The sequence below is a fragment of the Streptomyces virginiae genome, assembly GCF_000720455.1.
GTDB lineage: Bacteria > Actinomycetota > Actinomycetes > Streptomycetales > Streptomycetaceae > Streptomyces > Streptomyces virginiae.
Window position 1 is genome coordinate 109306 of sequence record NZ_JOAK01000004.1, and the last position, 12587, is coordinate 121892.

A 12587-nucleotide genomic window follows, 5' to 3' on the forward strand; every position below is an offset into this window, starting at 1 on the left:
CTAGGCATTCTCCCGGATGCCCGCGAAGAGGTCGGACTCGGGGAGGGAGGTGTCGACGAGCGACTTCGCGAGCTCGTACTCCTCGGTGGGCCAGACCTCCTTCTGGACCTCCATGGGGACGCGGAACCAGCCGCCGTCCGGGTCGATCTGCGTGGCGTGCGCGATGAGCGCCTTGTCCCGGATCTCGAAGTAGTCCGCGCAGGGGACGTGGGTGGTCAGGGTCCGCTCCTTGCGCTCGAACTCCTTCCACCGCTCCAGCCACTCGCCGTAGGGGGATTCCAGGCCGCGGGCGAGCATCGCCTCGTGCAGGGCGATGGTGCGCGGCTTGTTGAAGCCCTGGTTGTAGTAGAGCTTCTGCGGCTGGTGGGCCGGGCCGTACTCGGCCTCGGGGTACTTCTCGGTGTCGGCCGCGCCGTCGAAGGCCACCATCGAGATCTTGTGGGTCATGATGTGGTCGGGGTGCGGGTAGCCGCCGTTCTCGTCGTACGTGGTGACGACCTGCGGCTTGAACGCCCGGATCTTCTTGACCAGCTCGCCGGCGGCCTCGTCGACGTCCGCGAGGGCGAAGCAGCCGTCGGGGAGCGGGGGCAGCGGGTCGCCCTCGGGGAGGCCCGAGTCGACGTAGCCGAGCCATTCCTGCTCGACGCCGAGGATCTGGCGGGCTTCCTCCATCTCCTTGGCGCGGACCTCGTGGATGTTGTCCTCGATGTACTTGTCGCCCTGGAGCTTGGGGTTCAGTACGGAGCCCCGCTCGCCGCCCGTGCAGGTGACGACCATCACGGGGACCCCCTCGGACACGTACTTGGCCATCGTGGCCGCGCCCTTGCTCGACTCGTCGTCGGGGTGGGCGTGGACGGCCATCAGTCGAAGCTGCTCGGTCAAAACAGGATCCTCTGCGATTCGGCGCGACACTCGGCTTCTATAGTGACCGAACTGGGGGACGGAAAATTCCAGGGGTGACCCGGTGACCCACCCGCCCCAGCGAGAGGAAAAGATCATGAGCGCGGTGCGCGAGGGACTGCCCGAGGGCCGGTACGGCCGGTCGGCGGACGAGCGTACGGACCGGAAGCTCAAGATCATCGGCGCGGCGCTGGGTGCCGTGCTGCTGGGCGTGATCGGCTGGATCGGCTGGGACTACGTCGCCGGGCGCAGCGTGAGCGCCGAAGTGATCAAGTTCCAGGTGATTTCGGACACCGAGGTGAAGGTGCACCTGGAGGTCCGCAAGGACGCGTCGGTCACCGGCGTGTGCACCATGGTCTCGCAGGACGAGCAGCACGCCGAGGTGGGCCGCGGCGACTTCACCTTCGCCCAGTCCGAGTCGCGGGTCGACGAGGTCGTCTCGCTGAAGACCACCGGCCGCGCCACCATGATCGAGCTGGTCGGCTGCCAGCCCGCGGCCTCCGCCGGCTGAGGCGTTCCGCCCGCTCGGCCGCGCCGCTGCGGCGGCGCTTCGGAGCGCGGCCCGCGGGGCAATGGCCCTCTGGGGTCCTCCCCCTTTTCTTCCCGAATTGTTAGGCTCGTGGTTTCGTCCGCCGCTGGCGGCCGAGTAGTCCCCTGTACCGACGAGGAGCACCCGTGACCCAGACGAGCGAGAGCGTCACCTGGCTGACCCAGGCGGCGTACGACCAGCTGAAGGCGGAGCTGGACTATCTCTCTGGTCCCGCCCGCACGGAGATCGCCGCGAAGATCGCAGCCGCCCGCGAGGAGGGCGACCTGCGCGAGAACGGTGGGTACCACGCGGCCAAGGAGGAGCAGGGCAAGCAGGAGCTCCGGGTGCGCCAGCTCACGCAGCTCCTGGAGAACGCCAAGGTCGGGACCGCGCCCGCGTCCGACGGCGTGGTGGCTCCGGGCACCCTCGTGAAGATCGCCTTCGACGGCGACGAGGACGACACGATGGAGTTCCTGCTGGCGTCGCGCGAGTACGCCTCCGGCGACTTCGAGACCTACTCCCCGCAGTCCCCGCTGGGCACCGGCGTCATGGGCAAGTCGATCGGCGAGGACGCGGAGTACGAGCTGCCGAACGGCAAGAAGGCCTCGGTCAAGATCCTGGACGTCAAGCCCTTCACCGGCTGATCACCCCCGATCATCTCGATCGACCCGATCGACCCGATCGCTTCGATCACCCTCAGTTCGCGCGTGATGCCCGGCCGGTTCTGCGGCCGGGCATCACGCGTGTACGGGCGCTGCGGGCGATGCGGGCAGTACGGGCGCTGCGGGCGGCCCTACGCGGTCGCCGAGCGGTACTTGCGGACCGAGAGGGTCCGGAAGACCACGATGATCAGCACCGACCAGAGGACGGACGCCGCGACCGGGTGCTGCATGGGCCAGGCGTCCGGGACCGGGTAGCCGGGCGGCAGGTTCCCGAAGAGCTCGCGGCACGCCTGGACGGTGGCGCTGAAGGGGTTCCACTCCGCGATGGTCTGCAGGAACGGCGGCATGTTCTCGGAGGGGACGAAGGCGTTCGAGATGAAGGTCAGCGGGAAGAGCCAGATCAGCCCGCCGGAGGTGGCCGCCTCGGGTGTGCGCACCGACAGTCCGATGAGGGCGCCGATCCAGGAGAAGGCGTAGCCGAGCAGGAGCAGCAGGCCGAAGCCGGCGAGCACCTCGCCGGGGCTCGTGTGGGTGCGCCAGCCGACGAGCAGGGCCACGACGGCCAGGACGACGAGGGTGAGCGAGGTCTGGACGAGGTCGGCGAGGGTGCGGCCGGTGAGGACCGCTCCGCGGGCCATGGGCAGGGAGCGGAAGCGGTCGATCAGGCCCTTGTGCATGTCGTCGGCGATGCCCGCGCCGGCGCCCGCGGTGGCGAAGGTGACGGTCTGGGCGAAGATGCCGGCCATCAGGAATTCGCGGTAGGCGGCGGGCGAGGTGCTGCCGCCGACGCTGATCGAGCCGCCGAAGACGTAGCTGAAGAGCACGACGAACATGACCGGCTGGATCACACCGAAGATGATCATCTCGGGGATCCGTGACATCCGGATCAGGTTCCGCTTGGCGATGACCAGGGAGTCGCTGACGCCCTGGGCCAGGCCGCCGCGCGGGCGCGGTGCCGCCAGGTCCGGGGTCCGGGAAGTGAGGGTCACTTCGCCGCCTCCTTCCGGGCCGCCCTGCGGCCCTTGGCCTCGGCGCCGGCTCCGCCGTCACCGCCTCCGCCGTCACCGCCGCCGCCGTTCTCCTCCTCCGCCGCCCGTTCCGCCGCGTGGCCGGTCAGGGAGATGAACACGTCGTCGAGGGTGGGGCGGCGCAGGCCGATGTCGTCGATCTCGATGCCGCGGCCGTCCAGTTCGCGGATGACCTCGGCGAGCAGCTTGGCGCCGCCGGCCACCGGCACGGTCAGCTTGCGGGTGTGCTCCTCGACCGTGGTCTCGCCCTTGCCGAAGCCGGTGAGCACCTCCCGGGCGGTGGCGATGTGGCCGCGTTCGTGGACGACGACCTCGACGCGCTCGCCGCCGGTTCGGGCCTTGAGCTGGTCGGAGGTGCCACGGGCGATGACCTTGCCGTGGTCGACCACGCAGATGTCGTCCGCGAGGTGGTCGGCCTCCTCCAGGTACTGGGTGGTCAGCAGCAGGGTGGTGCCGCCGGCGACCAGTTCCTTGATGATGCCCCACAGCTGCTGGCGGTTGCGGGGGTCGAGTCCGGTGGTGGGCTCGTCCATGAACATGACGGGCGGGCTGACGACGAGCGCGGCCGCGAGGTCGAGGCGCCGTCGCATGCCGCCGGAGTACGTCTTGGCGGGGCGGTCGGCGGCGTCGGCGAGGTTGAAGCGGTCGAGGAGCTCGACGGCCCGCGTCCTGGCCGCCTTGGCCCGCATCTGGTAGAGCTGGCCGACCATCTGGAGGTTCTCGCGGCCGGTCAGGTACTCGTCGACGGCCGCGAACTGGCCCGAGAGGCCGATGGCGCGCCGGACCTCGTTGGGGTGCCGCAGGACGTCGATGCCGGCGACGACGGCCTTGCCGCTGTCGGGGCGCAGGAGGGTGGTCAGAACGCGTACGGTCGTGGTCTTGCCCGCTCCGTTCGGGCCGAGCAGGCCCAGGACGGTGCCTTCCGGAACGTCGAGGTCGACGCCGTCCAGAGCCCGTACGTCGCCGAAGGTCTTGACCAGACCCTCGGCGTAAATAGCGCCTGGCATATGGATTCTCCCCATGTGAATCGGGCCAGTGGGGTCAAGCTATTCAGGGCATTGATGCGCAAATCCTATGGGCGGCGGGCGGGTCCCGCTCGGCCGATCGAGTGGCGGACGGCGTAGGGGGTGTCCGGCGGATCAGGGTCGGACGACCGCCGGCCCATCACAACCGCTAGCCCATCACCTTGTATCCGGCGCCGTGCAGCGTCCGCGCGACCTCCGCGCAGTGCTCCGGCCCCTTGGTCTCCAGGTGCAGCTCCACCTCCACCTCCGTGAGCCCGAGCATCGGGTCGGTCCGTACGTGGCTCACGTCCAACACGTTCGCATCCACCACTGACAACACCCCCAGGAGCCCGGCCAGCGCCCCGGGCCGGTCGGCCACGCGCAGCCGCAGCGACAGGTACCGGCCCGCCGCCGCCATGCCGTGCCGCAGGATCCGCTGGAGCAGGAGCGGGTCGACGTTCCCGCCGGACAGCACGGCCACCACCGGGCCCGAACCGTACAGCTCGGGCTCGCTCAGCAGGGCCGCCACCGTACTGCACCCGGCGGGCTCCACGACGAGTTTCGCCCGTTCCAGGCACAGCAGCAGGGCGCTGGAGAGGGCGTCCTCGGAGACGGTGCGCACGTCGTCGAGGAGTTCGCCGATGATCCGGAACGGGACGTCGCCGGGCCGCCCGACCTTGATGCCGTCGGCCATGGTGTTCGGGTCGTCGATCGACACCGGGTGGCCGGCCTTGAGGGAGGGCGGGTACGCGGCCGCGCCCGCCGCCTGCACCCCGACGACCCGGACGTCGGGCCGCAGCGCCTTCACCGCGACGGCGACACCGGCGGCGAGACCGCCGCCGCCGACGCCGACGAGGATGGTGCGCACCTCCGGGCACTGCTCCAGGATCTCCAGGCCGACCGTGCCCTGGCCCGCGATGATGTCGCGGTGGTCGAAGGGGTGGATGAACACCGCGCCGGTGCGGTCCGCGTACTCCTGGGCGGCCAGGAAGGTCTCGTCGACGACCTGCCCGTGCAGGCGCACGTCGGCCCCGTACTCCTGGGTCGCGGCGACCTTCGGCAGCGGGGCGCCGACCGGCATGAACACGGTGGAGCGGACCCCGAGGAGCGAGGAGGCCAGCGCCACGCCCTGGGCGTGGTTGCCGGCGCTGGCGGCCACGACGCCGGCGGCGCGCTGCTCGGGGCGCAGGCCCGCGATGCGCACGTAGGCTCCGCGCAGCTTGAAGGATCCGGTGCGCTGGAGGTTCTCGCACTTGAAGTGGACCGGCGAGCCGGTGAGTGCCGAGAGGTGCCTGCTGCCTTCCATCGGCGTGACCCGGGAGACGCCGGAGAGCATCTTCTGAGCCCCCCGTACGTCGTCGAGGATGACCTGCGGGACGGGCTGGGGCACACGGTAGTTCATGCCGTCAGTCTCGCAGCCCGGGCGCGACCGGGCCCGGAGCGTCCACGGGGGCGCCAGGAGGGGGCTACGGGCGAGTAGGGGAGGCACGGCGGTGAGGGGCGAAATCTCGCCATCCGGGACGGCCGTGGGACGCCCGCCCGTGCGGGCCGTACCAGTTCTCGTACGAGGCGTACGAGCCGCCGCAGGGCCGCGTACTCTGTCCCCCATCCTTGTCGGACCCACGCGAAGAGAGCCCACGGCCATGCCTTCCTCCCCGGCCAATTCCGATCTGCCCGTGCCGGCCGATGCGCCTGCCGGAGCCGGTCTCCTCGACGCGCTCCAGCACCAGGTGGCGGTTTTCGCCCGCCGCGCCGAGCAGACCCGTCTGGGCGGTGTGGGCCAGGCCCGCAACTCGATGGACCGCGCCGCCTACCTGCTGCTCAACCGGCTCGACCTGGAAGGCCCGATGGGCGTCAAGGCGCTCGCCGGAGGCATGGGGATCGACTCCTCCACGGTGACCCGGCAGGTCGCGCCCCTGGTCGACGGCGGTCTGGTCAAGCGGACCTCGCACCCCGAGGACGGGCGGGCCGTGGTCCTCGCGCTGTCCCCGCGGGGGCTGGCGCGGCTGGAGGAGGTGCGCTCCTCGCGGCGCGAGCTCATGGCCCGGGTGACGGAGGGCTGGAGCGAGCACGAGCGCGAGTCCTTCACCGGACTGCTGACGCGCTTCAACCTGTCGCTGTCGGAGCTGATGGCGGCCGTGGCCGAAGCCGGGCCCGCCTCCTGAGCGGAGTGTGTCCGTCCTCTTGACCTGACCGGTCCCACCGGCCGCACTATGTGAATATGCGGGCGGTTGATCAACAGGCGGGCTCCTACGGCGAGTTCGAAGCCTTCGTCGCGGGTGCGGCCGGGCGCCTCCTGCACGTCGCGGTACTGCTGACCGGTGAACCCGAGTCGGCACGACGGCTGCTCGCGGGCGCGCTGGCACGTACGTACGCGAACTGGCGGCGGCTGCGCGCGGACGACCCGTACGACTTCACCCGCCACGAGCTGTGCGAGGCCTTCGCCCGGACCGGCTGGCGCCACCACGGCGGGACCGGGGTGCTGGCGCGGCTGAGTCCGCCGGAGCGGCTCGTGCTGGTCCTGCGGCTCTACGAGGGGGTCGCTGAGGAGGTCACGGCGGCGCAGCTCGGGATGCCGGTGGAGCGGGTGCGGGTGTTGTGCAACCGGGCCGTGTCCCTGCTGAGGGCCCGGGAGGCGGCGTGAGCGGGCTCCCGGACCGGAAGGAAGCCCAGGTCAAGCGGCTCCTGGAGGGCCCGTACCCGGTGGTGCCGACGGGTCTGGCCGCGGGCGCGGCGGCCCGCGGGGACCGGCTGCTGCGGCGGCGCCGGGCGCTGCGCAGGCTCGGCTGGGCGGTGCTGTTCGCCGCGGCGGTGGCCTTCACGGTCTGGGCCTCCCTGACCCGCCCCTGGGCGGGCCCCCCGAGCGGCATCTCCCCACCCCTGGAGGGCTGGTAGCCCCGCCCTTCGCACCCAGCCTCGCCGGCGTTCGAGGCGCGGGGGCCGGGCAGAGCCCGGTGCCCGGCGGAGCCGGGTTTCCCGGGGCGCCGCCCCAGACCTCGCACCTCAATCGCCGGCGAGGCTGAACTGGCCCGCCGGGTCCGGGCGGAGCCCGGCGGGGGGGTGGGGTGTCAGCCCAGTGCCTGCGTCAGGTCCGCGATCAGGTCGTCGGCGTTCTCGATGCCGACCGAGACGCGGATCAGGTCCGCGGGGACCTCCAGCGCCGAACCGGCCACCGACGCGTGCGTCATGCGGCCCGGGTGCTCGATGAGGGACTCGACGCCGCCCAGGGACTCGGCCAGCGTGAAGATCTTGGTGCGGCCGCAGACCGCGACGGCCTCTTCCTCGCCGCCGGCGACCTGGAAGGAGACCATGCCGCCGAAGTTGCGCATCTGCTTGGCGGCGATCTCGTGGCCCGGGTGCTCGGCCAGGCCCGGGTAGAGGACCTTGGTGACCTTCGGGTGCCGCTTGAGCACCTCGACGATCTTCGCCGCGTTCTCCGCGTGCCGGTCCATGCGCACGGCGAGGGTCTTGATGCCCCGCAGCACGACCCACGAGTCGAACGGCCCGGCCACCGCGCCCATCGCGTTCTGGTGGTAGGCCAGCTCCTCGCCCAGCGCCTCGTCCGCGGTGACCAGCGCGCCGCCGACCACGTCGGAGTGCCCGCCCATGTACTTGGTCAGCGAGTGCACGACCACGTCCGCGCCCAGCGCCAGGGGCTGCTGGAGGTACGGCGAGGCGAAGGTGTTGTCCACGACCAGCTTGGCGCCGGCCGTCCGCGCGATGTCGGCGACGACGGCGATGTCGGTGATGCCGAGCAGCGGGTTGGAGGGGGTCTCGACCCAGATGACCTTCGTCTTCGGGGTGAGTGCGGCCCGTACGGAATCGGCGTCGGAGGTGTCGGCCACCGACCACTCCACGCCCCAGCGGGAGACGACCTTCGCGAAGAGGCGGAAGGTGCCGCCGTAGGCGTCGTTCGGGATGACCACGTGGTCGCCCGGGGAAAGCAGCGTACGCAGCAGGCAGTCCTCGGCGGCCAGTCCGGACGCGAAGGCGAGGCCGCGCCGGCCGCCCTCCAGCGCCGCGAGGTTCTCCTCCAGCGCGGTGCGGGTCGGGTTGGCGCTGCGGCTGTACTCGTAACCGCCGCGCAGGCCGCCGACGCCGTCCTGCTTGTACGTGGAGACCTGGTAGATCGGGGGCACGACCGCGCCGGTCAGCGGGTCCGCCGTGTTGCCCGCGTGGATCGCGCGGGTCTCGAAGCTCTGGTGCTCGTGGCTGTCGTCGCTCATGGTCAGATGCTATGCCCAGGCCCGGTGTGCACCCCCCCTATTGGCCTGCCGGGCCCTCGGTCTGGTTCGCTGGAGGCATGGAGATTCTGTGGTTCCTGTTCGCGGTGCTCATGATCGTGTTCATCGTCGGCCCGTTCGTCCGGCGCAGGCGCGGCGGCGTACGTCTGGTCGCGCCGGGCAGCCCCGACGCCGCCGACCCGGCGAACTACGGATTCGACCGGCAGGAAGACCTCGACATCCGCATCCCCGGGCCCGACCAGGACCTGATGGACGCCCTCGACAACGTGCGGCGCACCGGGCAGTGGCAGGCGGCCTCGCAGCTGCTCGCCGGTACCCCGCGGGAGGGCGAGCGGCGCTGGCAGCGCGTACAGGCCTTCGGCGGGGCGGCGGCGCTGGAGCTCGTCGCGCAGCCGGGTGTGGGCGCGCAGTGGCTGAAGGCGTGGCGGCTGGAGGCGGACAAGGACGCGGGCGGCGCGCAGGTGCACGCGGAGCTGCTGGTGCAGCAGGCGTGGCGGCACTCGGGCGGCGTCGGGTCCGAGGACCACCGGATCATCCTGGAGGAGGCCCGGGAGGCGTGCCGCAAGGCCGCGCTGCTGGCGCCGGGGGACCCCGTCCCGTACATCACGGAACTGGCGATCGCGCGGGGACTGGCGTACCCGGAGGCGCAGTTCGACGAGCTGTGGGCGAAGGTCATCGACCGGGCGCCGGAGCACATGGGCGCGCACCTGGCGGCGCTGCACTATTGGTGCGCGAAGTGGCACGGTTCGCGGGAGAAGGCCGACGCCTTCTCGCACGCGGCCGCGGCGCGCGCCCCGCAGGGCTCGCTGCTGGCGGCGCTGCCGCTGTTCGCGCTGTACGAGAACCTGCCGGACGTCATCCTGAGCAGCGGTTTCTACCGGAGCGAGGCCGTGACGCGGGCGGTGGAGGGCGCGCTGTACGCGGTGCGCACGGCCCGGCAGGACGACCCGATGCTGGCGCACGTACGGCACCTGCTGCTGCTGTTCCTGGTCAACATGGAGCGGTGGGCGGAGGCGATGGAGCAGGTCCGGCACGTGGACGGGTACGTGGGCGCGCTGCCGTGGTCGGCGGCGCAGGACCCGGCGGCGCAATACGCGGTCTACCGGGCCCTGGCGGTGGCCGGCTACGAGGCGAACGGCGGGTCCCCGGCGACGCTGCCCCGGTAACGGGCGCCCGCCCCCGGTAGCGGGCGCCGGCCTTCGGTGCGGGTGCCCGCCCTCGGTGCGGACCCGCGCCGAGGGGCGGCTCGTCCGCGGCTCCCTACTCACGGGTACCCCCCACGACCAGCGGCGACGGGCGGTGAATAAAGTTGCCGTCAACAATCTCTGAGCCGCATCATGCGGCGTGGCGGCCATCGGCCCTCGCCACGCACCTCAGCACCGCTTTCATCCCGTGGGGGGATCTGTCCATATGGGCGCTTCTTTGCGTGCCGTGCGCGCGCTCGTCCTGCTCGCAGGCTTCTACCTGCTCGGCGTCATCCTGCTCGCCGCCCTCGTCGGCGTCGACTTCGCCGTCGTCACCTGGCTGCACGGCCCGGTCGCCTTCAAGATCATAATCGTATCGGTCGTCCTCGCCGTCCCGATCGTCCGCGGCCTGTTCATGCTCCGCACCCCCAAGGGCGAGCCGCCGGCCGGCATCACCGTCACCGAGGCGCAGGAACCCCTGCTGTGGCAGACCGTGCGCGAGATCGCGCAGCAGGTCGGCACCCGCGCCCCCGACGAGATCGTGCTGATCGACGAGGTGAACGCGGCCGTCGCCGAGGACGCCGCTCTGCTGGGCCTGCGGCCCGGAACCCGCCGTCTCTACCTCGGCCTGCCTCTGATGACGGGCCTGGACGAGATGCAGCTGCGCGCCGTGCTCGCCCACGAGATGGGCCACTACGCCAACTTCGACACCCGCCTCACCCCGCTGATCGCCCGCGGCCGCGCCCAGCTGATCCGTACGATCGGCCACTTCCACGAGCGCGCCGACAAGAAGGTCGCCAAGGAGCGGGCCCGCCAGGAGAAGCGGGACGAGAAGCGGGTCGCCAAGGGCAAGGGCGCCAAGGGCGTCGACACCTCCGGTGAGGGTGCGACGTACCGCGCCATGGCCAAGATCTACATGGCGTACGGCAACTTCTACGTGCGGGCCACCCGCACCACCTCCCGCCGCCAGGAGCTCGCCGCCGACCTCGCCTCGGTGCGTGTCGCCGGCCGGGACTCCGCCGCGTCCGCGCTGCGCGAGATCAACGCCCTGGACTCCGCCCACGACTTCTACATGAGCTCCTACGCCACCCTCGGCGTCGGCGCCGGCCTGCTGCCCCGCCCCGGCGAGGTCTTCGGCGGCCTGCGCAAGCTGCTCGACGCCCGCGCGGAGGACCTGGACGACCTGCGCCGGGAGCTGTCGACCGAGCCCGCCTCCCCGTACGACTCCCACCCGCCGCTCGCCGAGCGCGTCGCCCGGATCGAGGCCCTGCCCGACGACGGCCGCGGCGGGCAGAGCGCCCGTCCCGCCCTGGAGCTGCTGTCCGACGCGGGCGCCGCGCTGGCCGCGCTGGAGCAGGTCGTCCTCACCCCGGAGGCCCTCGCGCTCAAGCGGGTCGACTGGGAGGACCTCGTCCACGAGTCGATGACGCAGTACGTCGGCCAGGGCGCGGAGGAGATCCGCGAGGCCTTCGCCGCCGAGGGCGCCGGCCCGGGGCTGCCCGCCCTGCTCGACGCGGTCGACGCCGACCCGGCGGTGCTGTGGCGGATCGCCGACCGCTTCCCGAAGTCGCAGGAGGCGGCGGCCGCCACGGGCCGCACGGCCCGCGAGTTCGCCCGCCCGGTCGTCCGGCGCGCCCTGAACCAGCTGGTGACGGTGGAGCTGACGGGCCGCGGCGCCGCCCGCTGGCAGCTGTCCTGGTCCGACTCGGCCTCCCTGTGCTACCCGGCCGACGGCTTCGAGGAGCAGCTGCGGCTCGCCCTGGACGCGGCCGTCGCCGACCTGCCCGACACCGAACCCCTGCGAAAGCTGGTGCTTGCCCCGTGATCGGCCTCTACGTCCTGGGCGCCATGCTGCTGTTCGGGGCCTTCAAGATCCTGCGCGGCGCCTACTACATCCGCAAGGCGAAGCGGCTGGAGGCGGAGGTCACCGCCATCGAGGCGCGGACCGATGCCCTGAACGCCGAGACGGCCGGCATCAAGGCCGAGCGTAAGGCGCAGCAGGCCGCGGCGGTCGTGGCACTGGGCTTCGTGCCGGAGGCCGATCTCGACACGGACAACGCGCTGCCGGTGTCGCCCGAGCGGACGGCCGCCGTCGCGGCGGTCAAGGCCGGCGACTGGGAGGCGGGCGCCGCCTACCTCGACGCGGCCGGGCAGGACTGGGAGGAGCGCTGGCAGCGCGTGCGCCCCCTGTCCGAGCTCGCTGCCGAGGACGACGCCTGGCTGCTGGCCTGGCGCGCGGCCAGGCCGTCGGACCCGTCCGCGGCGCTGGTGAACGCGGACACGGGCGTCCTGGTGGCGTGGAACGTGCGGGGCTCCGCGCGGGCCAGCCACACCACGCAGGAGCAGTTCCGGATCTTCCGCGAGCTGCTGCTCAAGGCGCGGGAGCAGGCGCGGGAGGCGCAGCGGCTGGCGGACCCCGCGGACCCGGTTCCGTACATGGTGGAGCAGTCCATCAGCCAGGGCCTGGGCTACTCGCACGAGGAGTACCGGGAGCTGTGGTCGCAGATCGTCGAGCGCGACCCGAAGAACCTGTCGGCCCACACGAGCGCCATGCAGTACTGGAGCCAGAAGTGGCGCGGCTCGCACGAGCTGGCGCTCGCGTTCGCGCGGGAGTGCGCCGCGTCGGCCGAGCCGGGTGAGCTGCTGTCCGCGCTGCCGCTCATCGCCTACGTCGAGCAGGAGCTGCACGAGTCGGACCTGAAGCCGGAGACCTTCTTCAAGGAGCCGGAGGTCCTCGCGGCGGTGGAGGCCGCCCTGGCCGACCTGGCGGCGGCCGATCCGGCCGACTGGCGGTCGATCCGGCTGCGCCACCTGCTGGCGTGGTTCCTGTTCTGGCAGGACCGGGACGCGGAGGCGGTCGAGCAGTTCCGCCACATCGACGGACACATCGGGGCGATGCCCTGGTACTACTGGTCGCCGTCGCGGTACGTGTACGCGCGGGACTGGGCGGTGCGCGAGGTCACGCCGGGCCTGTGAGGCGAGCAGCGGGGCGGGTCGGAGCGGGTCGGGGAATCCCGGCCCGCCCTCCGCGCGTTG

At 72.1% G+C, this 12587-nt stretch carries 13 protein-coding genes; 8 read left to right on the plus strand and 5 right to left on the minus strand.

Annotation, left to right across the window (positions count from 1 at the left end; translation table 11 throughout):
• Complete coding sequence (mca, locus tag IG86_RS0108800) at positions 1 to 882, minus strand: mycothiol conjugate amidase Mca (RefSeq protein WP_037942174.1); 882 nt, start codon at positions 880 to 882, stop codon at positions 1 to 3.
• A 115-nt stretch (positions 883 to 997) separates the two neighbouring features.
• Here mca and IG86_RS0108805 point away from each other — a divergent pair, with 115 nt between their 5' ends.
• Together IG86_RS0108805 and greA are read left to right on the plus strand one after the other, a co-directional pair.
• Positions 998 to 1411: a DUF4307 domain-containing protein gene (locus IG86_RS0108805; protein WP_030823022.1), complete on the plus strand. Its 414-nt coding sequence runs from the start codon at positions 998 to 1000 to the stop codon at positions 1409 to 1411.
• A 164-nt stretch (positions 1412 to 1575) separates the two neighbouring features.
• Complete coding sequence (greA, locus tag IG86_RS0108810; RefSeq protein ID WP_030823019.1) at positions 1576 to 2073, plus strand: transcription elongation factor GreA; 498 nt, start codon at positions 1576 to 1578, stop codon at positions 2071 to 2073.
• Between the two features lie 149 nt (positions 2074 to 2222).
• Here greA and IG86_RS0108815 read toward each other — a convergent pair whose 3' ends face one another.
• The 3 genes from IG86_RS0108815 to ilvA form a co-directional block, all read right to left on the minus strand.
• Positions 2223 to 3080, minus strand: a complete 858-nt coding sequence (locus tag IG86_RS0108815) for an ABC transporter permease (protein ID WP_030823015.1) — start codon at positions 3078 to 3080, stop codon at positions 2223 to 2225.
• A complete protein-coding gene (locus IG86_RS0108820) occupies positions 3077 to 4126 on the minus strand; it encodes a daunorubicin resistance protein DrrA family ABC transporter ATP-binding protein (RefSeq protein ID WP_030823012.1) in 1050 nt (349 codons plus the stop codon). The genes IG86_RS0108815 and IG86_RS0108820 overlap by 4 nt, the downstream gene beginning before the upstream one ends.
• A gap of 166 nt (positions 4127 to 4292) precedes the next feature.
• Positions 4293 to 5525, minus strand: a complete 1233-nt coding sequence (gene ilvA, locus IG86_RS0108825; RefSeq protein WP_030896106.1) for a threonine ammonia-lyase — start codon at positions 5523 to 5525, stop codon at positions 4293 to 4295.
• A gap of 241 nt (positions 5526 to 5766) precedes the next feature.
• Between ilvA and IG86_RS0108830 the strand changes: the two genes are divergently transcribed.
• From IG86_RS0108830 to IG86_RS0108840, 3 genes are read left to right on the plus strand one after another with little or no spacing between them, the layout of a single operon-like run.
• Positions 5767 to 6288: a MarR family winged helix-turn-helix transcriptional regulator gene (locus tag IG86_RS0108830; RefSeq protein ID WP_045936384.1), complete on the plus strand. Its 522-nt coding sequence runs from the start codon at positions 5767 to 5769 to the stop codon at positions 6286 to 6288.
• Positions 6289 to 6344: 56 nt separating this feature from the next.
• Positions 6345 to 6767, plus strand: coding sequence for a sigma factor-like helix-turn-helix DNA-binding protein (locus IG86_RS0108835; RefSeq protein WP_030823001.1), 423 nt, complete (start codon positions 6345 to 6347; stop codon positions 6765 to 6767).
• Positions 6764 to 7018: a hypothetical protein gene (locus IG86_RS0108840; protein ID WP_030822998.1), complete on the plus strand. Its 255-nt coding sequence runs from the start codon at positions 6764 to 6766 to the stop codon at positions 7016 to 7018. Before IG86_RS0108835 ends, IG86_RS0108840 begins: the two co-directional genes overlap by 4 nt.
• 173 nt (positions 7019 to 7191) lie before the next feature.
• Here the strand turns inward: IG86_RS0108840 and IG86_RS0108845 are convergent, their stop codons facing one another.
• Complete coding sequence (locus IG86_RS0108845; RefSeq protein ID WP_030822995.1) at positions 7192 to 8349, minus strand: cystathionine gamma-synthase; 1158 nt, start codon at positions 8347 to 8349, stop codon at positions 7192 to 7194.
• Positions 8350 to 8426: 77 nt separating this feature from the next.
• Here IG86_RS0108845 and IG86_RS0108850 point away from each other — a divergent pair, with 77 nt between their 5' ends.
• From IG86_RS0108850 to IG86_RS0108860, 3 genes are all read left to right on the plus strand, one after another.
• Positions 8427 to 9533: a hypothetical protein gene (locus IG86_RS0108850; RefSeq protein WP_030822991.1), complete on the plus strand. Its 1107-nt coding sequence runs from the start codon at positions 8427 to 8429 to the stop codon at positions 9531 to 9533.
• A 244-nt stretch (positions 9534 to 9777) separates the two neighbouring features.
• Positions 9778 to 11376 carry a M48 family metallopeptidase gene (locus IG86_RS0108855; RefSeq protein ID WP_030822988.1) on the plus strand — a complete coding sequence of 533 codons (1599 nt, stop codon included), beginning with the start codon at positions 9778 to 9780 and terminating at the stop codon, positions 11374 to 11376.
• The gene (locus tag IG86_RS0108860) at positions 11373 to 12527 is read left to right on the plus strand and encodes a hypothetical protein (RefSeq protein WP_051785054.1); all 1155 of its coding nucleotides are present in this window, start codon (positions 11373 to 11375) and stop codon (positions 12525 to 12527) included. The genes IG86_RS0108855 and IG86_RS0108860 overlap by 4 nt, the downstream gene beginning before the upstream one ends.
• The last annotated feature ends 60 nt before the right edge of the window (positions 12528 to 12587 follow it).

Bases quoted from the DNA above. Each gene is read 5' to 3' on its own strand.
- IG86_RS0108850 (WP_030822991.1), top strand. From the start codon at position 8,427: ATGGAGATTCTGTGGTTCCTGTTCGCGGTGCTCATGATCGTGTTCATC.
- IG86_RS0108855 (WP_030822988.1), top strand. From the start codon at position 9,778: ATGGGCGCTTCTTTGCGTGCCGTGCGCGCGCTCGTCCTGCTCGCAGGC.
- ilvA (WP_030896106.1), bottom strand. From the start codon at position 5,525: ATGAACTACCGTGTGCCCCAGCCCGTCCCGCAGGTCATCCTCGACGAC.
- IG86_RS0108845 (WP_030822995.1), bottom strand. From the start codon at position 8,349: ATGAGCGACGACAGCCACGAGCACCAGAGCTTCGAGACCCGCGCGATC.
- IG86_RS0108835 (WP_030823001.1), top strand. From the start codon at position 6,345: ATGCGGGCGGTTGATCAACAGGCGGGCTCCTACGGCGAGTTCGAAGCC.
- IG86_RS0108820 (WP_030823012.1), bottom strand. From the start codon at position 4,126: ATGCCAGGCGCTATTTACGCCGAGGGTCTGGTCAAGACCTTCGGCGAC.
- IG86_RS0108805 (WP_030823022.1), top strand. From the start codon at position 998: ATGAGCGCGGTGCGCGAGGGACTGCCCGAGGGCCGGTACGGCCGGTCG.
- IG86_RS0108830 (WP_045936384.1), top strand. From the start codon at position 5,767: ATGCCTTCCTCCCCGGCCAATTCCGATCTGCCCGTGCCGGCCGATGCG.